The organism is Enterobacter cloacae complex sp. IR5412 (genome assembly GCF_049237385.1).
Lineage (GTDB): Bacteria > Pseudomonadota > Gammaproteobacteria > Enterobacterales > Enterobacteriaceae > Enterobacter > Enterobacter intestinihominis.
Map to the genome: position 1 here is coordinate 1 of NZ_JBMKHQ010000007.1, position 19,856 is coordinate 19,856.

The 19,856-nt window shown below is 56.3% G+C and carries 17 protein-coding genes; 11 read left to right on the plus strand and 6 right to left on the minus strand.

Annotation, left to right across the window (positions count from 1 at the left end; genetic code table 11):
- Window positions 1–149: 149 nt before the first annotated feature.
- The 6 genes from fhuB to hrpB form a co-directional block, all read right to left on the minus strand.
- Window positions 150–2,132: a Fe(3+)-hydroxamate ABC transporter permease FhuB gene (gene fhuB, locus ACOTX2_RS14060; protein ID WP_032625558.1), complete on the minus strand. Its 1,983-nt coding sequence runs from the start codon at window positions 2,130–2,132 to the stop codon at window positions 150–152.
- Window positions 2,129–3,019: a Fe(3+)-hydroxamate ABC transporter substrate-binding protein FhuD gene (fhuD, locus tag ACOTX2_RS14065; protein WP_063148378.1), complete on the minus strand. Its 891-nt coding sequence runs from the start codon at window positions 3,017–3,019 to the stop codon at window positions 2,129–2,131. The genes fhuB and fhuD overlap by 4 nt, the downstream gene beginning before the upstream one ends.
- Window positions 3,019–3,816, minus strand: coding sequence for a Fe3+-hydroxamate ABC transporter ATP-binding protein FhuC (gene fhuC / locus ACOTX2_RS14070; protein ID WP_022647093.1), 798 nt, complete (start codon window positions 3,814–3,816; stop codon window positions 3,019–3,021). The genes fhuD and fhuC overlap by 1 nt, the downstream gene beginning before the upstream one ends.
- Before the next feature lie 50 nt (window positions 3,817–3,866).
- On the minus strand, window positions 3,867–6,077 hold the full coding sequence (gene fhuA / locus ACOTX2_RS14075; protein WP_063148377.1) for a ferrichrome porin FhuA: 2,211 nt from the start codon (window positions 6,075–6,077) through the stop codon (window positions 3,867–3,869).
- Between the two features lie 237 nt (window positions 6,078–6,314).
- On the minus strand, window positions 6,315–8,840 hold the full coding sequence (gene mrcB / locus ACOTX2_RS14080; protein ID WP_058645852.1) for a bifunctional glycosyl transferase/transpeptidase: 2,526 nt from the start codon (window positions 8,838–8,840) through the stop codon (window positions 6,315–6,317).
- Between the two features lie 197 nt (window positions 8,841–9,037).
- Window positions 9,038–11,467, minus strand: coding sequence for an ATP-dependent helicase HrpB (hrpB, locus tag ACOTX2_RS14085; RefSeq protein ID WP_045623152.1), 2,430 nt, complete (start codon window positions 11,465–11,467; stop codon window positions 9,038–9,040).
- Window positions 11,468–11,540: 73 nt separating this feature from the next.
- On the opposite strand from hrpB, the gene thpR reads away from it, so the two are divergent.
- The 11 genes from thpR to ACOTX2_RS14140 form a co-directional block, all read left to right on the plus strand.
- Window positions 11,541–12,095 carry an RNA 2',3'-cyclic phosphodiesterase gene (thpR, locus tag ACOTX2_RS14090; protein ID WP_063148376.1) on the plus strand — a complete coding sequence of 185 codons (555 nt, stop codon included), beginning with the start codon at window positions 11,541–11,543 and terminating at the stop codon, window positions 12,093–12,095.
- Complete coding sequence (sfsA, locus tag ACOTX2_RS14095) at window positions 12,085–12,789, plus strand: DNA/RNA nuclease SfsA (RefSeq protein WP_023299353.1); 705 nt, start codon at window positions 12,085–12,087, stop codon at window positions 12,787–12,789. Before thpR ends, sfsA begins: the two co-directional genes overlap by 11 nt.
- Before the next feature lie 176 nt (window positions 12,790–12,965).
- Window positions 12,966–13,421, plus strand: a complete 456-nt coding sequence (dksA, locus tag ACOTX2_RS14100) for an RNA polymerase-binding protein DksA (protein ID WP_001155232.1) — start codon at window positions 12,966–12,968, stop codon at window positions 13,419–13,421.
- A gap of 59 nt (window positions 13,422–13,480) precedes the next feature.
- Entirely contained in the window at window positions 13,481–14,371 is an 891-nt protein-coding gene (gene gluQRS / locus ACOTX2_RS14105) for a tRNA glutamyl-Q(34) synthetase GluQRS (RefSeq protein ID WP_022647088.1), read from the plus strand.
- 42 nt (window positions 14,372–14,413) lie between these two features.
- Complete coding sequence (pcnB, locus tag ACOTX2_RS14110; RefSeq protein WP_071892880.1) at window positions 14,414–15,811, plus strand: polynucleotide adenylyltransferase PcnB; 1,398 nt, start codon at window positions 14,414–14,416, stop codon at window positions 15,809–15,811.
- Complete coding sequence (gene folK / locus ACOTX2_RS14115; protein ID WP_063148375.1) at window positions 15,808–16,287, plus strand: 2-amino-4-hydroxy-6-hydroxymethyldihydropteridine diphosphokinase; 480 nt, start codon at window positions 15,808–15,810, stop codon at window positions 16,285–16,287. The genes pcnB and folK overlap by 4 nt, the downstream gene beginning before the upstream one ends.
- A gap of 123 nt (window positions 16,288–16,410) precedes the next feature.
- Window positions 16,411–17,202, plus strand: a complete 792-nt coding sequence (gene panB / locus ACOTX2_RS14120; protein ID WP_022647086.1) for a 3-methyl-2-oxobutanoate hydroxymethyltransferase — start codon at window positions 16,411–16,413, stop codon at window positions 17,200–17,202.
- Window positions 17,203–17,213: 11 nt separating this feature from the next.
- Window positions 17,214–18,065 (plus strand): pantoate--beta-alanine ligase, encoded by an 852-nt coding sequence (panC, locus tag ACOTX2_RS14125; RefSeq protein WP_063148374.1) that lies wholly within the window; start codon window positions 17,214–17,216, stop codon window positions 18,063–18,065.
- A gap of 31 nt (window positions 18,066–18,096) precedes the next feature.
- On the plus strand, window positions 18,097–18,477 hold the full coding sequence (gene panD / locus ACOTX2_RS14130; protein ID WP_022647084.1) for an aspartate 1-decarboxylase: 381 nt from the start codon (window positions 18,097–18,099) through the stop codon (window positions 18,475–18,477).
- 324 nt (window positions 18,478–18,801) lie between these two features.
- Complete coding sequence (locus ACOTX2_RS14135; protein WP_022647083.1) at window positions 18,802–19,413, plus strand: fimbrial protein; 612 nt, start codon at window positions 18,802–18,804, stop codon at window positions 19,411–19,413.
- Window positions 19,414–19,498: 85 nt separating this feature from the next.
- A partial coding sequence (locus tag ACOTX2_RS14140; RefSeq protein ID WP_421625928.1) for a fimbria/pilus periplasmic chaperone occupies window positions 19,499–19,856 on the plus strand: 358 nt, incomplete at its 3' end.

The window sequence follows — 19,856 nt, forward strand, 5'->3', positions numbered from 1 at the left end:
CAGCCGGACCAGGGCATCGCTGACAGCCCTCAGTCATTTAGAAAGCAACTTTATTGCTTCTGCATAAAAAAATTACTGGGGATCCCTCAGCCCACAGGGAGAGGGAGCAAACACTAAAACGGCAATCTAAGGATTGTCGTTTACTTTTATTACCGACTCTGCTTTCTCAACAGATAAATAAAGTAAGGCGCGCCGATAAAGGTCGACAGGAGGCCCGCCGGGATCTGATACGGGAACAGCACCATCCTTCCGCACCAGTCAGCAAAGACCAGGATCGCCCCGCCCGTCAGCGCAGAGATCACGATATGCGGCAAAGTCCTGCGGAAACCCATCATACGGGCGATATGCGGCGCCATTAATCCGACAAAACTGAGCGGGCCGATAGTCATGGTGGCCGTCGCCGTCAGGCACGCGGCCAGCAGCAACAGCGCAATGCGCGTCGGCGTCAGCGCCACCCCGACCGCGCGGGCGGTATCCCCACCCAGCGGCAGAATGGTCATCCAGCGGCGGCACAGCGGCACAATCGCCAGCAGCACGATCATCACAATCCCGGTATGCACCACCTGACTGCCGGTGGCGTTGTATGTTGAACCGGAAATCCATGTCAGGATCTGCGCCATGCGCGGATCGCCGCTCGCCTGCAACATCATCAGCAGCATAGTAAACGCGGTGCTGAGCGCCATCCCGGCCAGCAGCATGCGGTGAGGTGAGAAACCACCTCGCCCGGAGGCGATCAGGATAATCATCAGCGTGACTGCCGCACCGATACTCCCGGCAGGCATCAGCCAGCCGAACGCATTTCCCGGTACGAGGAACAACATCAACACTACGCCAAACGCGGCCCCGGAGCTGATCCCTAATACTTCCGGGCTTGCCATCGGGTTGCCGGTGAGACGCTGGATAATACAGCCCGCCACCGCCAGCATGACGCCCGCAATCAGCGCGGAGAAAATCCGCGGCCAGCGCCACTGCATGAGTTCATGCAGCAAATCCCCCGTTGCCCAGTGCCAGCCCGTGGCGTCGCGTCCCAGCGAGAGTGCGGCAAACGAGGCGATAACCAGCACTGCCAGCCCGGCAAGGCTGAACCACACCACCGACTGACGCTCGGCATGCACTTTATCGCCGGCATCCATCGCCGGAGCGCTAATGCTGCGCAGGCGCGGCAGCAGCCACAGCAGCAGCGGCGCGCCGATCAGGGCCGTCACCGAGCCCGTGGAAACTTCCATCCAGACGCGCGCCAGCCAGAGAATGAGCTGATCGGAAAGCCAGAGTATCAGCGCACCAATCAGCGGCGCCAGCATCAGACGCGCCAGCAGACGGCGCGCGCCGAGCATTTTTGCCAGCAATGGCGCAAACAGGCCGATAAAACCGATGATGCCGACGGCGTTAACCAGTAACGCGCTCAGCACAATCGCCAGGGTCAGGGCCGCCAGACGGGCCAGCGACAGCGCCAGCCCGAGATTGCGCGCCACGCCGTCATCGAGGCCCATCAACGTGAGCGGACGCAGCAGCAGCAGCGTCAGCACCACGCCGCCAAACAGCTGCGGCCACAGGCGCTGGACGATACTCCAGTCGGTCTGGGTGAGCGTGCCGGTACTCCACATAAACATGCTTTGCAGCTGATCGTGGTGAAACAGCACCAGCAGCTGGTTGATCGCCCCACAGTAGAGGCTGACGACCAGCCCCGCGAGGATCAGCGTGACCGGCGAGAGACGTTTTCCCCAGGCTACGCCAAAGACCAGCGCACCGACCACACATGCGCCTGCCAGCGCGGCAAACTGCGAGGTTAACGCTCCCGGCAGGGTCCAGAGCGTGGTGATGGTGATCCCCAGCTGAGCCCCCGTCGCCACGCCCAGCGTGGTTGGCTCCGCCAGCGGGTTACGTAGCACCTGCTGAAACAGTACGCCCACCAGTCCCAGTCCCGCCCCGACCAGCAGGGAGATAGCCAGACGCGGCAGCAGGCTGTAGTGGAACAGCATTTGCTGAATATTGTCGATATCCGGTGCGGCAAACGCGGCTGCCCACTGATCGCGCGGTAACGCCGTGGTCAGGTTAAAGCCGGTTAATGCCAGGGCAGCCAGAAAAATGAGCGCTAACAGTAACATCGGGAAACGGGCCATACGCGTGCTCATGCCTTGCCTCCCAGTGCATTGTCCAGAACGCGGGCAAAATGCATGGCCGACAGCGTCGCGCCGTAGAACCATACCGCTGGCGCGCGCAGGAAGCGCTGCTCGCGGACGAACGGCATTGCCTGCCAGAGCGGAGTCGCCATCAGGGTTTGCATTTCGCGCTCATTGCCGTGGTCAAAGCACAGCACGTCCACATCACGAAACGCCGCCAGGCGGTCAATCCCCACGGCGGTACTGCCCCAGAATGTCATCTCGCCTTCCCAGGCATTGCGAATGCCAAAGCTGTCGAGTACTTCCTGGAACAGACAGTTATTTCCAAAGACCAGCATATGGCGGGCATCCAGCAGGGTCACCATCAGCAAAGGCCGATCGCCACGGTGGGCAAAGCGCGGCTTAAGGGAATCAATCAGCGCATCAAATTCATCGAGATGTTTTTTCGCCTCAGCCTCACGGTTGAGGAACTGCGCCATCTCGTGGATGGAATTTTTTGCCATGGTCAGCGGCTTTTTACCGTCGCTAAAGGAAAAGCCCCGTCCGGGCGCAATCTTCGCCATGGTCTCTTCCGACGGGCCATACCCCGCAGACCAGAATAAATAAGACGGTTTCATCTGGGTGAGAAGCTCAAGGTTCGGCTCCGTACGCAGACCGATGTCGATGACGGAGTCCGGCAGTTTTGGCTCATTCACCCACAGGGTGTAGTTGGGAATATCGGCCACGCCGTAAGGCGTCACGCCCAGCGCCATCATCAGTTCGACGGGCAACCACTCCAGCGCCACGATGCGGTGCGGATCGACCGCGGCAGCGCGGGCCGGGCCCATCTTTAACAGCAGCGGTGAGAGCGCTATGGCCGTTAGCAGGCGACGGCGGCTAATTAATGTTGGATCCAGCATCAGTAGACAAAGCTCACGGGTGCAGCCCCGGCCGGGTGAGGCAGAATGCCCATAGGAATACCGTAGATATGTTCCAGCGTTTCGCTGCGCATCAGTTCGGCAGGCGTACCCTGAGCGATCATTTCACCGCCGCGCAGCGCTACCAGATAGTCGCAGTAGCGTGCCGCCATGTTGATATCATGCAGAACGGCAATCACCGTCAGGCCGCGCTGCTGGCTTAAGCGATGCACCAGCGCCAGGACGTCAACCTGATGAGCAATATCCAGCGCTGAAGTGGGTTCGTCGAGCAGCAGGCAGCGGCTGTCCTGCGCTACCAGCATCGCGATCCATGCGCGCTGACGCTCGCCACCGGACAGGCTATCCACCAGACGGTGCGCCAGCGGTTTTAACCCAACCAGCGCGATCGCCTCTTCCACTTTCTCTCTGTCAGCAACGCCAAAACGCCCGAGCGCACCGTGCCACGGATAACGTCCAATCGCCACCAGCTCGCGCACCGTCATCCCCTCCGCCTGCGGCAACTGCTGCGGCAGATAGGCCACCTTGCGGGCAAAGGCCTTACTGCTCCAGCTCGCCAGCGGCTGGTCATCCAGCAGAATGTCGCCCTCGGACGGCGGCTGATGACGGCCCAGCATCTTCAGCAGCGTCGATTTACCGGAACCATTGTGCCCGATTAAACCGGTCACTTTACCTGCGGGAAACGTCAAAGAGAGCGGATGCAGCAAGGTGCGCCCGGGTACGCGAAAGGAGAGATTGTTGAGCGTGAAGGTGGAGTCGGATTGCGTTTTAGTATCCTGCATGTCAGCCAACTTAAATAAAAAGGGCACGGCGAACCGTGCCCATAAAGAGGTTAGAAGCGGAAGGTCGCCGTGGCAACAACCTGGCGTCCTGCTCCCCAGTAGCATGCATACTCGCTGTAGCAGCTGGAGACGTATTCACGATCAAAGATGTTGTTCACGTTGACGCCGACGGAAGAGCCCGGCAGACCGAAGCGCGCCAGATCGTATTTCACGGTCGCATCCGCCAGGGCATAACCCGCGACGTTAAAGGACTCATAGGCTTTAGGCGACGCTGAGGAGTAGTACGTCACCGTGTTACCGATGTAGCGAGCACCCGCACCAACGGTCAGGCCACTTAGCGCCGTCTCGTGGAAGGTGTAATCCGCCCACAGTGATGCCATGTTGCGCGGTACTTCTGCCGGACGACGACCTTCATACCAGGTATCGTGGGTGTATTGTGCATCAGTGTAGCTGTAGGCCGCCGTCACGTTCACGTTAGCCGACACCGCCGCTTTCGCTTCCAGCTCAAAGCCTCGGGAGCGAATTTCACCGCCCTGCACGCTAAAGCCGCTGGTCGGGTTCGCCGGATCGGCGGTCAGGTTATTGTTCTTGGTCAGCTGGTATACCGCTGCCGTCACTACAACAGGCAGATCTTTTGGAACATACTTCACGCCCGCTTCATACTGCTTGCCGCGTGCCGGATCGAACGGTTTGCCGCCCTGGGTGGTGCCAGAGAGCGGTTCGAAAGATTCACTGTAGCTGAAGTATGGTGTAATCCCGTTGTCGAACAGGTAGTTAATCCCCCCGCGCCAGGTAAATGCCTGATCGTTAATTTCCGCGGTGGTTCCGTTATTACGGTTAAAGGCAGACGTTTTTGCAAAGTCATAGCGGCCACCCATGGTGAGTACCCACTTATCCCATTCCGCCTGATCCTGCGCATAGAGCCCGGTCTGCTCCTGGCGATTGAGCATGGCATACGGGAAGTTCACATTGACGTTCGCATTGCCGTGCTGAGGATTGTTCATGCTGATCGGATCGGCGGTGCCGTAGTCAGCATCAATGTCATTTCGCATACGAAGGTAATCCACACCCGTCAGCAGGGTATGGTCAACGGCGCCGGTCGCGAATTTCGACTGGAGCTGTGTATCAACCGTGAACGAGTTGAGGTCTTCATCTGAGCGCACGTAGGCACGGCTGATCTGGGCCGGGGCGATATAGCCGTTACCGTAAACTGAACGGTACAGCGTGTTGATTTTGGTATAACGCAGGTTCTGACGCACGGTGAAGGTGTCGTTGAATTCATGCGCGAAGCTGTAACCCACCATTTTCTGACGACGGGAGATCTTATTGTCTTCATCACCTTCGTTGAAGTCGGTCGGCAGTTTGTGCGCTTTTCCGTTAGCATCATAGTAAGGCACAACGGTACCTTCACGTGGCAGCCAGCCGTAGTAACCCGCATCCGGATCGCTCTGGAAGTTGCTCAGGAAGGTGAAATCGGTTTTATCATCAGGACGCCAGCTGAAAGACGGCGCAATCGCGTAACGAGTAGATTTCACCATTTCCTGCTGCGCGTTCTCACTACGTCCCAGACCGGTCAGACGGTAGGACCACACGCCGTCATCGTCAATCGCGTCGCTGAAATCAAACCCCGTCTGCCAGAGATTATCCGTCCCCATTTTGAACTGAATTTCTTTCAACGGTTCCGTGGTTGGACGCTTGCTGACCATACTCACTACGCCGCCCGGATGGCTTTTGCCATACAGTACAGACGTCGGGCCACGCAGCAGCTCTACGCGCTCAAGGAAGTACGGGTCCATGGACGCTTCAGAGTAGTTGTCTCCCTGCAACTTCATACCATCCAGATACTGGTTGGTATTCACGGTGCTGGAGGTCGTGAAACCACGAATCGAAACCACATCGTAAGTTGTTGAGGCGCCGCGCGTTGCGAAAACGCTTGGGGTGTAGGCCAGGGCCTGTTTAACCGTCCCCGGCTGTTTCATGTCCATCTCTTCACGAGTCACAACAGAAATAGACTGCGGGGTTTTCTCAATGGGTGTATCGGTTTTCGTCGCCGTTGCAGTGCGTTTTGCCGCAATCGTCGGTGCAGGACCCCAGGCACTTTCCTGTGCAGCCGGTGCGGCAGTCACGGTGATGGTTTCTTCTTTCTTGGGGGTTTCAGCGGCCTGTGCATAAGCAGACATGCCGGCAACCGCTGTGGCTACGACGGCTGCGATTTTACGCAGCGACGTGTTAATTGGCTGAGCAGTATTGGAAAGCGCCATGATGGATCTCTGATGAAAAAGGTGAATGATAACGTAAACGAGAATTATTATTATGACCGCAGAATAATATGCGAAACGCTGACGGCATAGCAAGCGATATGCGGCCCTACAAGAATTGAGGGTTTAAGAAATAATCAACGGAAAACGGGTCGTTAATAAGGATTGAAAACAGGGTTAAGGAAATGAGTTGCTGAGGTGAAAAAATACCCCCTTCCAGGGAAGGGGGTGTCATAAGGGCTAGTTGCCGCCGAACATATCCTTGATCCAGCCGGCGACGCCGTCGCTGTCTTTCTTCTCGTTCTGCTGCTGCGGCTGTTGCTGCTGCGGCTGCTGAGGCTGAGAAGACTGATCGAACGGGTTACCTGTCGGTTCTTCTGGCTGGCTTTGCTGGCACAGCGCATCCGGGTTGGTCGTCCAGACCGGCAGCGTACGCACGCCACCGCCGCAAATGAAGTTACCCGAGCTGTCCACGCCCATATCGACGATATCTTCCGGGGCAACGAGGTTCAGCGGCACCGGAGACTGATTTGCCAGATAACGCTGGTAAATCGACATCGCGCCGCTCGCACCATACAGTTTGGTCGGCTGGTTGTTATCGCGGCCCACCCAGGTGATCACTACTTCACGGCCATCAATACCGGCGAACCAGGTATCGACGTTGTTGTTGGTAGTCCCGGTTTTACCCGCCAGATGCAGACCAGGATACTTCGCCCCCAGCTGACGCCCGGTACCGCGCTGGACCACCTGCTGCATGGTCCACAGCGTCATATAGGCCGCCTGCGCCGGAACAGCGCGCTCCGCCTGCGGGAAGCTCTGATACAGCACGGAGCCATCTTCGGCAATCACCGAACGCAGGGCGGAGAGCGGAGCACGGTTTCCGCCGCTGGCGATGGTCTGGAACGCCTGGGCCACTTCGATTGGCGTCAGGTTAAGCGCCCCCAGGATCATCGCTGGCACAGGGTGCAGCTGATCTTTCGGTACGCCCAGCTTCTGCCAGGTGTCGGTGATGGCGGGGAGGCCCAGCGCCATGCCGAGGTTAACAGTCGGCACGTTCATCGAGCGGGTTAACGCATCCACCAGCATCACCTGGCCGCTGAACTGCTTATCATCGTTCTGCGGAGACCACACCTGGCCGTTAGGCTGGCGCAGGGAGATTGGCGCATCGGCAATCCAGGTGTTCAGTCGATAGAGATTCGGCTGGCTCAGCGCGGTCAGGTAGGTTGCCGGTTTTGCCAGTGAACCAATCGAACGACGCGCCTGCATCGCGCGGTTATAGCCCGCATACTGCGGCTCGGCGCCGCCCACCATGGCGCGAACTTCGCCGGTGTTGCGATCAACTACCACCATCGCGGTTTCCAGATCGCTCAGCTTACGCTGCTTCTTCAGAACCGGAATACCTTCAACCGCCGCTTTTTCTGCCGCATCCTGCGCCACGGAGTCAAAGGTGGTGAAGATCTTCACCCCGGAGAGATCTTTCACTTTATCGCCGAGCTTAGACTGCAACTCCTGACGTACCATCTGCATAAAGGCAGGCTGCGGAGAGATCACCCCACCGCGCGGCTGAACGCCCAGCGGACGCGCGCTCAGCATGTCGTACAGCTCCTGGTCAATCACCTGCTGTTGTTGCAGCAGACGCAGCACCAGGTTACGACGCTCCAGCGCCAGTTTCGGGTTACGCCACGGGTTGTAGATCGACGCGCCTTTTACCATGCCCACCAGCAGCGCCTGCTGGTCAAGGCTCAGCTCTTCTACCGGACGGCCAAAGTAGTACAGGCTCGCCAGCGGGAAGCCGCGGATCTCGTTATCGCCGCTCTGACCGAGGTACACCTCGTTCATGTACAGCTCAAGAATACGATCCTTGCTGTAGCGCGCATCCATCAGCACGGCCATGTACGCTTCGTTGGCTTTACGCCAGTAAGAGCGCTCGCTGGAGAGGAACAGGTTTTTCACCAGCTGCTGGGTCAGGGTACTCGCCCCCTGCACCGTACGCCCCGCGGTCAGGTTCGCCAGTACCGCACGACCAATGGAGTAAAGGCTAATACCGTCGTGCTCGTAGAAGTGGCGGTCTTCGGTTGCCAGCAGGGTATCCACCAGCAGATCCGGGAAGCCGTTACGCGCCACGAACAGGCGCTGTTCGCCGTTTGCGGACGACAGCATGGTGATGAGACGTGGATCGAGACGGAAGAAACCGAACTGGCGATCGTTATCCATGTTCTCAATGGTTTCCAGGCGATCGCCGTCAAAGGTCAGACGCGCGCGCACCTGCCCCTCTTTACTGTCCGGGAAGTCGAACGGACGGCGGATCATCTCAATGCTTTTCGCCTGGACGGTAAATTCACCCGGACGGGTCATTTTCGTGACCTGACGATACTGCGTGGCTTGCAGCAGCTTCACCATCTCGTTCTTGCTGATGGACATGTCCGGCTCAAGGTTCACCATGCGGCCGTACACTGCCGCAGGCAATTGCCAGACTTTCCCGTCAATACGGCTGCGGATCTTCTGATCCAGATAAACGCCGTAAATCGCGATCAGGACAACAAAAACAATAAACAGCTTCAGCAGCAGCCAGAACCAGCCGCGCTTACCACGAGGCTTACGCCCTTTGCCTTTCCCTTTACGCGGCATCGGTTCTTCATCCTCATAATCGTCTTCATAGTCATCGTCATACTCCTCATCTCTGAGGCGACGACGGCTTACCTTTTCTTTCGCCGGACGCGTCGGCTTTCCCTTACGTCCTATTGGCTCGCGGTCATTCCCCGCCATGCTTTTTCTCCGCAACATTCAGGCGCAAAGGCCAGATTTTCTTATCTTGCACAGGTCAGTGAAAGAAGAAATCTCTCAAAATAAACAGCAAGACTTTCCTGACAGGAAAGTCTTTAGTGTTTTCTCCCTCTCCCTGTGGGAGAGGGCCGGGGTGAGGGCATCAGGCCGCACTTTCCCTTTCAGGCCGCACTCCCCCATTACGAATATTTCTTCGTGCGCCGTGTCGGCGCGGTATTCGCCGGATCGTCCGGCCAGACGTGTTTGGGATATCGCCCCTTCATCTCTTTCTGCACTTCACGATAGCTCCCCGCCCAGAACGCCCTCAGATCGCGGGTGATCTGCAAGGGACGATGCGCAGGCGAAAGCAGCTCAAGCACTAACGGCACGCGCCCTTCAGCGATTGACGGCGTGGTGGCCTCACCAAACATCTCCTGCATCCGAACCGCCAGCGCTGGCGGATTATCCTCATGATAACGAATGGCAATCCGGCTCCCGGTTGGCACAGTGTAATGCCCAGGCAGTTCACTATCCAGACGTTGACGTAACGACCAGTCCAGTAAATTCTGTAACGCTGCCTTAACATCAAGCGCCTTCAGGGCGCGCAGGGAGTGTACGCCGCTCATCTGCGGCAACAACCACTGTTCAAGCGTCGCGAGCAGCGTCTCATCATCCACCGCTGGCCACCCCTGTTCCGGCAGCCACTTCGCGGCGCAGTGCAGGCGAATGCGATATTGTTCGGCCTCAGGCGTCCAGTTCAATACGCTCAGCCCTTTTTCCCGAATGCCGTTCAGCATCGCCTGGTGTAACTCTTCCTCCGACGGCTTAGCCAGCGGTTTTGTCCCGAGCGTCAGTTTGCCAATCTGGCTACGACGGAACGCCTTCAGCGTGCCCTGGGCATCATCCCATTCGACAATGTCAGATTGCTGAAGCAGCTGCGGGCAGGCACGCGTCAGGGCGTCAATATCTACGGCAACCGCCTGCAAGATGCGCGCATCCGGGGAGTGACTGCCCTGGAGTAAGAGCGGCGCGATCAGCCATTCATGACGCGTCAGAGCATCATCGCTGTCCAGCATCGCGCCCATCCCATTTGCCAGTTGATAACGACCATCCAGCCCGCGACGGCGCGCGATTCTGTCCGGGAAGGCCTGGGCCAGAAGAGGGATAACTTTATCGCTGTCAGGCGATCCTCCCCGGCTCTTCAGGCGGTGACACAACTGCTGCGCGCGCTGTTGCCAGTTTCCCTGCTGGCGTGAAAAGGCCTGTCCCAGATCGCTGCTGCCACCGCGCGGCGGCTCCTCAAGAATAGCCGCCAGTTTTGCCGCCGTGGCAATTTCATCGTCGCCTTGTGCTGCCACCAGCATCGCTGCCAGACGCGGATCGTTGCCCAGCGCCGCCATTTTCTGGCCGCGCGCCGTCAGTCGCTCGCCTTCCAGCGCGCCAAGCTGGGTCAGCAGGCTGCGCGCGGCGGAAAGGTTCACAACAGGCGGAGGATTAAGCCAGGTGAGCTGGTCAGGGTCCGGGCAGCCCCACTGCATCAGATCCATTACCAGCCCGGAGAGATCGCTTTGTAAAATCTCAGGCGTACTCTGCAATGCCGCACGCTCCGCCTGCTCGGCGCTGGTTAAATGCAGGCAAATACCCGGCTCAAGACGCCCTGCTCGGCCTGCGCGCTGCACCATTGAGGCCTGGCTGATGCGCTGCGTCAGTAGCCTGGTCAGCCCGGTACGCGGATCAAAACTGGCCACCCTCTCCTGCGTACTGTCCACCACCAGGCGAATGCCTTCGATGGTCAAACTGGTTTCGGCGATATTGGTCGCCAGTACCACTTTGCGTTGCCCCGCCGGTGCGGGAAGGATCGCCTTGCGCTGGTCAGCCAAATGCAGCGCGCCGTAGAGCGGGCACAGCATAACGTCACTGCTCACCCTGGATGCCAGTTGCTCCTGTACGCGCTGGATTTCGCCTACGCCGGGTAAAAACAGCAGCAGCGAGCCGGGTTCCTGACGGAGCAATTCGGCGGTGGCGATGGCAACGGCTTCGTCAAAACGCTGATGGGCAGGCAGCGGCTGATAGCGGCGCTCGACCGGGAACGCACGCCCTTCAGAGGAGATCATCGGCGCGTCAGGGAGCGTCTGCCGGAGCCGCTCGTTATCCAGCGTCGCCGACATAATCAGCAGCCGAAGGTCGTCGCGCAGCCCCTGCTGAACGTCGAGCAGCAGCGCAAGGGCCAGATCGGCCTGGAGGCTGCGCTCGTGAAATTCATCAAGGATCACCAGCCCGACGCCGCTCAGCTCCGGATCGTTTTGCAGCATACGGGTAAGAATGCCTTCAGTGACCACCTCCAGCCGCGTAGACGGGCCAATGCAGGTTTCGGCGCGCATCCGGTACCCTACCGTCTCGCCCGGTTTTTCATTCAGCAGTTCCGCCAGGCGCTGCGCCACATTGCGCGCCGCCAGCCTGCGCGGTTCCAGCAGGATAATTTTCCCGCTGATGCTCCCCTCGCGCAGAATTTGCAGGGGCAGCCAGGTGGATTTACCCGCTCCGGTGGGCGCGCTGAGCAAAACCTGTGGCGCATGTTCTAAGGCTGCGAGAAGCTCAGGAAGGACGACGGCGACGGGCAAAGAGGACACTTACGGCTCCAGAGGGTTAACATTAATTGGCGTACATTGTAGCATCGGCGCATATCATTACCGAGTCTTGCGCATGTCTGAGTCAAAACGGCTATTCTTCGCCATTGAATTACCCACCACGCTTCAACGGCAAATTGTTCGCTGGCGCGCCAGCCACTTCCCCGCGGAAGCGGGCCGCCCTGTCGTCGCCGCCAATATGCACCTGACGTTAGCTTTTCTTGGCGAGGTGAGCGCAGAAAAGCAGCGCGCGTTAAGCGCAATGGCCGGACGCATTTCTCAGCCGGGTTTTACGCTGCATCTTGACGATGCCGGGCAATGGCTACGCTCTCGGGTGGTCTGGCTGGGGACGCGGCAGCCCCCTCGCGGACTGCTCCAGCTCGCAAATATGCTGCGGGCACAGGCCGCGCGCAGCGGCTGTTATCAGAGCCCGCAGACGTTTCATCCCCACATTACCCTGCTGCGCGATGCGGGTCAGGCTGTTGCCATCCCGCCACCGGGCTTCCACTGGTCCTTTCAGGTGAATGAATTTGCGCTGTACGAATCTGCCTTTGTACAAGGACGCACCCGCTATACTCCGCTCCAGCGCTGGACGCTGGGCGATACGTTAAGGAATCCTGATGAAGTTTAGCCCTGCACTCCAGCCCGCCACGCTGATCCAGCGTTACAAACGCTTTCTCGCTGACGTGATCACGCCTGAGGGCGAAACGCTCACGCTGCATTGTCCTAACACCGGCGCCATGACCGGTTGCGCCACACCGGGTGACACGGTCTGGTATTCCACATCAGAAAATACTAAACGCAAATATCCTCATACCTGGGAAATGACCGAGACGCAAAGCGGGGCATTTATTTGCGTTAATACCCTGCGCGCAAATCAGCTGGTTAAGGAAGCCCTGACAAATGGAATCCTTCCTGAACTGGTGGGTTACGGCACGCAAAAAAGCGAAGTGAAATATGGCGATGAAAGCAGCAGAATTGATTTTATGTTACAGGCGGAAGACCGCCCTGAGTGCTATATTGAAGTGAAATCAGTGACGTTAGCGGAAGAGGAAAACGGCTTCTTTCCGGATGCGGTAACGCTACGTGGCCAGAAGCATCTGCGGGAGCTAATGAGTGTAGCGGCGGCGGGCAAGCGCGCCGTGTTGCTGTTTGCGGTTCTGCATTCAGCCATTGAACGGTTTTCCCCGGCCCGTCATATTGATCCTAAATACGCGCAATTGTTGAATGAGGCACAAAAGCAGGGGGTAGAGATTTTCGCTTATAAAGCGGAACTTTCTGCCGATAATATGACTCTGAGATCCTCTCTTCCCATTGTCCTATAAGGGATTAGACGATTGACTAATAAGTGTTCTGGCCGCGTGCGCAAATACGCTTTTCCTCACAGGGTTGTCAAGTGTTACGTTTAGATAATTGCCATACGGAAAAGCATCTGCTATTTATAGCGACCTGATTTTTCCCCCAACACGGGGATCGATAGTGCGTGTTAAGGAGAAGCAACATGCAAGAAGGGCAAAACCGTAAAACATCGTCCCTGAGTATTCTCGCCATCGCTGGGGTGGAGCCGTATCAAGAGAAGCCGGGCGAAGAGTATATGAACGAAGCCCAGCTGTCGCACTTCAAGCGTATTCTTGAAGCATGGCGTAATCAACTCAGGGATGAAGTCGATCGCACCGTTACACATATGCAGGATGAAGCTGCTAACTTCCCGGATCCGGTCGACCGTGCCGCTCAGGAAGAAGAGTTCAGCCTCGAACTGCGTAACCGTGACCGCGAGCGCAAACTGATCAAAAAGATCGAGAAAACGCTGAAAAAGGTCGAGGACGAAGATTTTGGCTACTGCGAATCCTGCGGTGTTGAAATCGGTATTCGTCGTCTGGAAGCGCGTCCAACAGCCGATCTGTGCATCGACTGTAAAACGCTGGCAGAAATCCGCGAAAAACAGATGGCTGGCTAACGCCTTCCCTCTCACTACTCTGCTAAGGCGGGAGTTTCTCCCGCCTTGTTACCGTTGATATGTCTGAATCTCACTATATCGGGCGCTTTGCGCCATCTCCCTCCGGTGAATTACACTTCGGCTCATTAATTGCCGCGCTCGGCAGCTACCTACAGGCTCGCGCCCGTCAGGGTAAATGGCTGGTTCGCATTGAAGATATCGATCCTCCGCGTGAAGTTCCCGGTGCGGCAGAAACTATTCTGCGTCAGCTGGAACATTACGGTCTTCACTGGGACGGCGACGTACTCTGGCAGTCTCAACGCCATGATGCCTACCGTGAACGTCTGGCGTGGCTTGCTGAACAGGGCCTTTCCTATAACTGCACCTGCACGCGTGCGCGAATTCAGAGCGTGGGTGGCGTTTACGACGGCCACTGCCGTACGCGGCACAACGGCCCTGAGAATGCCGCCGTACGGCTGATACAGCGCGCTCCGGTGACGCAGTTTACCGATGTCCTCTCAGGAACCATTCAGGCGGATGATCGTCTGGCGCGTGAAGATTTTATTATTCACCGTCGTGATGGCTTGTTTGCCTATAACCTGGCGGTGGTTGTCGATGACCATTTCCAGGGCGTCACGGAAATCGTGCGTGGGGCGGATTTGGTTGAGCCTACCGTGCGGCAAATATCGCTTTACCAGCAGTTTGGCTGGACGGTGCCGGATTACATCCATCTGCCGCTGGCGGTCAATGAACAGGGGAGTAAGCTGTCAAAACAGAATCATGCCCCGGCGCTGCCTGACGGCGATCCGCGCCCGGTATTGATCGACGCGCTGCGATTTCTCAACCAGAATGTAACGCAGGAATGGCAGGATCTGAGTCTGGATGAATTGCTGAAAACGGCCATTGCTGACTGGACGCTTATGGCCGTGCCAAAAATCCAGCATTCTCAAATGCGTTGCGCTGAGCTATGATTAGCCGCTTTTTTGATAACAAAACACACTACGAGGTGTACTATTTTTACCCGAGTCGCTAATTTTTGCCGTAAAGTGCTGAGCCGCGAAGAGAGCATGGCGAATGATGCTATTGCACAGCCACACATGTCGGTCATTCCGCGTGAGCAGCACAATATTTCCCGCAAAGATATCAGTGAAAATGCCCTCAAGGTGCTCTATCGTCTGAATAAAGCAGGCTACGAGGCCTATCTCGTCGGCGGCGGGGTGCGCGATTTACTGCTGGGCAAAAAACCAAAAGATTTCGACGTGACGACCAGCGCCACGCCTGAACAGGTGCGTAAATTATTCCGCAACTGCCGTCTGGTTGGCCGCCGTTTCCGTCTGGCGCACGTGATGTTTGGGCCGGAAATTATTGAAGTGGCGACCTTCCGCGGTCACCACGAAGCGGGCATCAACGATCGCACAACTTCCCAGCGCGGCCAAAACGGCATGCTGCTGCGCGACAACATCTTTGGCTCTATTGAAGAAGATGCTCAGCGTCGCGATTTCACCATCAACAGCCTTTACTACAGCGTGGCGGATTTTACCGTGCGCGATTACGTCGGCGGTATGCAGGATCTGAAAGACGGCCTGATTCGCCTGATCGGCACGCCGGAAACGCGCTATCGCGAAGATCCGGTCCGGATGCTGCGCGCCGTGCGTTTCGCCGCCAAGCTAAACATGCGTATCAGCCCGGAAACCGCAGAGCCGATCCCGCGCCTGGCGACGCTGATTAACGACGTCCCCCCTGCCCGTCTGTTTGAGGAGTCGTTAAAGCTGCTCCAGGCAGGCTACGGGTTTGAAACCTACAATTTGCTGCGTGAATACAACCTGTTCCAGCCGCTGTTCCCGACCATTACCCGCTACTTCACCGAAAACGGTGACAGCGCAATGGAGCGGATGATTGCACAGGTGCTGAAGAACACGGATACCCGTATTCATAACGATATGCGCGTGAATCCGGCGTTCCTGTTCGCGGCCATGTTCTGGTATCCGCTGCTGGAAACGGCGCAGCGCATTACCCAGGAGAGCGGCCTCGCCTATTATGATGCGTTCGCGCTGGCGGCAAACGACGTGCTGGACGAAGGCTGTCGCACGCTGGCGATCCCGAAACGTATTACCACGCTGGTGCGTGATATCTGGCAGCTTCAGCTGCGTATGTCCCGCCGTCAGGGTAAACGTGCCTGGAAACTGATGGAGCATCCTAAGTTCCGCGCCGCGTTCGATTTGCTCTCTCTGCGTGCTGAAGTCGAAAGAAACCAGGAGCTACAGCGCCTGGCGCAGTGGTGGGGAGAATTTCAGGTCTCTGCACCACCGGAGCAAAAAGATATGCTCACGGATCTGGATGACGAGCCGGCACCGCGCCGTCGTCACCGTCGCCCGCGCAAGCGCGCGCCGCGTCGTGAAGGCACAGCATGACCCTGGCGTATATTGCCATCGGCAGCAATCTGGCCTCTCCGCTTGAGCAGGTTAACGCTGCCGTTCAGGCGCTGGGGGAGATCCCGCAAAGCCGTATCGTGGCGGTCTCCTCCTTTTACCGTACGCCCCCGCTCGGCCCGCAGGATCAGCCTGATTATCTGAACGCCGCCGTGGTGCTGGAAACAGCCCTTGACGCAGAAACGCTGCTGGATAATACCCAGCGTATTGAGCTACAGCAGGGTCGCGTACGTAAAGCCGAACGCTGGGGACCGCGCACACTCGACCTCGATATTATGCTTTTCGGCCACAAGGTGATTAACACCGAGCGCCTCACCGTTCCGCACTATGACATGAAAAACCGTGCGTTTATGCTCTGGCCACTGTCTGAAGTCGCCCCCGATCTCACCTTCCCTGACGGCACCTCGCTGAACGCCGTTCTGCAAAGCCTCAACGCGGAAAAACCGGTCCGCTGGTAATCCCGTGTCGCCCCCGATTAGCCATGTGTTAAATATGGTTAATCGATTGCCTAAAATCATTGTTCCCTCGAATGTTACTGTTAGAATGCGCAAAGATCCGCTTTTGGGCCATCAGGAAACAGTATGAAACCAACTACCATCTCCTTATTGCAGAAATGCAAACAGGAAAAGAAACGCTTCGCCACTATCACCGCGTATGACTACAGCTTCGCAAAACTGTTTGCCGAAGAAGGGATCAACGTCATGCTGGTCGGAGACTCGTTAGGGATGACGGTACAAGGACATGATTCTACTCTGCCGGTCACGGTCGAGGATATTGCTTACCATACCCGCGCCGTGCGCCGGGGTGCGCCCGCCTGCCTGCTACTTTCCGATCTGCCGTTTATGGCGTATGCCACCCCGGAACAGGCCTTTGAAAATGCGGCAACAGTGATGCGCGCCGGCGCCAATATGGTCAAAATCGAAGGCGGCGACTGGCTGGTCGATACGGTGAAAATGCTTACCGAACGGGCCGTGCCAGTTTGCGGGCACTTAGGGCTGACGCCGCAGTCCGTGAATATCTTTGGCGGTTATAAAGTTCAGGGGCGTGGCGATGCGGCGCAGACGCTGTTTGATGATGCCCTGGCGCTGGAAGCCGCTGGTGCACAGCTGCTGGTGCTGGAGTGTGTGCCGGTTGAGCTGGCTAAGCGTATCACTGAGGCGCTGTCGATTCCGGTGATCGGCATCGGCGCGGGCAACGTCACCGATGGCCAGATTCTGGTCATGCACGACGCCTTCGGGATCACCGGCGGTCACATTCCAAAATTTGCTAAAAATTTCCTGACAGAAGCAGGCGACATGCGTGCTGCTGTGCGGCAGTATATTGCCGAGGTTGAGTCCGGCGTTTATCCGGGCGAAGAACACAGTTTCCATTAAGGAGTCCAGGTGTGCTAATCATAGAAACTCTGCCGCTGCTGCGCCAGCATATCCGCCGTGCACGTCAGGAAGGTAAACGTATCGCCCTCGTCCCGACCATGGGCAATCTGCACGACGGCCATATGAAGCTGGTCGATGAAGCGAGAGCCCGTGCAGATATCGTGGTAGTCAGTATCTTCGTTAACCCGATGCAGTTCGATCGCGAAGACGATCTGGCGCGCTATCCACGTACCTTGCAGGAAGATTGCGAGAAGCTCAAAAAACGTTATGCGGATATCGTCTTCGCACCGGCCCCCGCAGATGTTTATCCTCAGGGTACCACTGAAGCGACCTACGTCGACGTACCGGGTATTTCGACCATGCTGGAGGGTGCCAGCCGTCCGGGCCATTTCCGCGGCGTTTCCACCATCGTCAGCAAGCTGTTTAACCTGGTGCAGCCGGACATCGCCTGCTTTGGCGAGAAAGATTTCCAGCAGCTGGCGCTGATCCGCAAAATGGTTGCCGATATGGGCTACGACATAGAGATTGTCGGCGTGCCGATTGTACGTGCGAAAGATGGCCTGGCGCTTAGCTCCCGTAACGGCTATCTGACTGCGGAACAGCGTAAAATTGCGCCAGGCTTAAGCAAAGTCATGAATACCATGGCAGAGCAACTGCTGGCAAAAGAATTAACCGCAGAAGAAATCATCGCTCTGGCTGAACAGGCGCTGAACGAGAAAGGTCTTCGTGCTGACGACGTTCAAATTCGGGATGCCGATACGCTTCTGGAACTCTCAGATACCAGCAAACGTGCGGTAATTCTGGTGGCGGCTTGGCTCGGCCAGGCCCGCCTTATCGACAACAAAGTGGTTGAACTGGCGTAGTTTTACTACCCGGAAGTGAAAGGTAAACGTAATGATTCGCAAAATGCTACAAGGTAAGCTTCACCGTGTGAAAGTCACCCAGGCCGACCTGCACTATGAAGGCTCCTGCGCGATCGACCAGGATTTTCTCGACGCGGCGGGTATTCTCGAAAACGAAGCTATTGATATCTGGAACGTTAATAACGGCAAACGCTTTTCAACGTACGCGATTGCCGCTGAACGCGGGTCTAAAATCATCTCCGTTAATGGGGCAGCGGCGCACTGCGCGGACGTGGGTGATATCGTCATTATTGCCAGCTTTGTGATGATGTCTGACGAAGAGGCACGTCGCTGGCAGCCAAAAGTGGCATACTTTGAAGGCGATAATGAAATGAAACGTATTGCGAAGGCAATTCCGGTTCAGGTTGCCTAAGCCAATAGTACTGTTATAAATTACCCGACAAATAGGTTGGGTAATTTATACATAATTAAAATGAATAGCGTTCTTTTTATATATTTTTATTAATATATTCAAGTCACCCTGCCGAACACCTACTCATCAAAATGATGAACAATTATTATCATTCACTATTAAATAATCATATTGACTTAAAGATCGTTTAAGTATTTCTAACGCCTAACGGCTTCTCACAACCATTACTCATCACTTAGAATCCTTTTCCCGAAGCATCTGTTCGGAACGAACATAAGCCTTGCTTATGTTCACTTTTCTAGCATTTAAATATGGATATAAAAAATGTCTTTTAATAAATTAGGTCTGGCAACTGTAGTAGCAATGGTTCTGAGTGCGGGTTCTGCAATGGCAGCTGATATTCCTTCAGATACAGGCACTATTACTTTCCACGGTATGGTTTCTAATAACACCTGTAAAGTATCCCTGGATCAGAAGATTGACCAGGAGGGTAATGATTTTGACGTTAACCTGGATACCGTGTTTGTAAAAGACTTCGCTAATGCGCTGGGTACCACCAGCACCCTGGGAGAAAAGAAATTCTCCCTCACCCTGACAGGTTGTGATTCTGCTACCGTCAACCAGGCATCTGCTCAGTTTGATTCCTGGGCGGGTTCTTCTTCAACTTCCGGCGGTCTGCTGGTTCCACCATCAAATACTCAAGGCGCCGCTAAAAACGTCAATCTGGTACTGTCAAACGATGGCAACTCCGCTACCGATCAGATCAAACTGGATCAGACCAACAATACCCAGAAAGCAACGATTGATACCACAGGCGCAGGCGCACTTTACTACCGTGTAGCGTATACCCAGGGTCAGAACTGGGATGCGGCCAACAACCCAGTGTCAGCTGGTGTGGTTCAGGCACAAGCTGCATTCACCATGATCTACGAGTAATTTTAAGCGCATAAATAAAATGCTCATATTATCCCCTGACGTACGTCAGGGGACTATTGATATCATTCCAACAGGAAGTGGAAAAATGTTAAGCACATCATTTTATAAAGGATTTAAAGCTGCCTGCTTTACAGCTGCTGCTGTCGCGTCATTCCAGGCAAGCGCAGATATCGTTATTTCGGGAACACGTATTGTTTATCAGCAGTCGCAAAAAGATGTCATCGTTTCTTTAGACAACCGTGGCAAAAAACCACTATTAGTTCAATCATGGCTCGATGACGGTCGCGATGACACCAATCCACAGGAATTAAAACTACCGTTTATTATTACTCCACCAGTATCCCGAATTGATCCGCAAAAAGGTCAATCCGTTCGGATCTCGTACCTGGGTGGTTCATTGCCGCAAGATCGCGAATCCCTATTCTGGTTCAATGTGCTCGAGA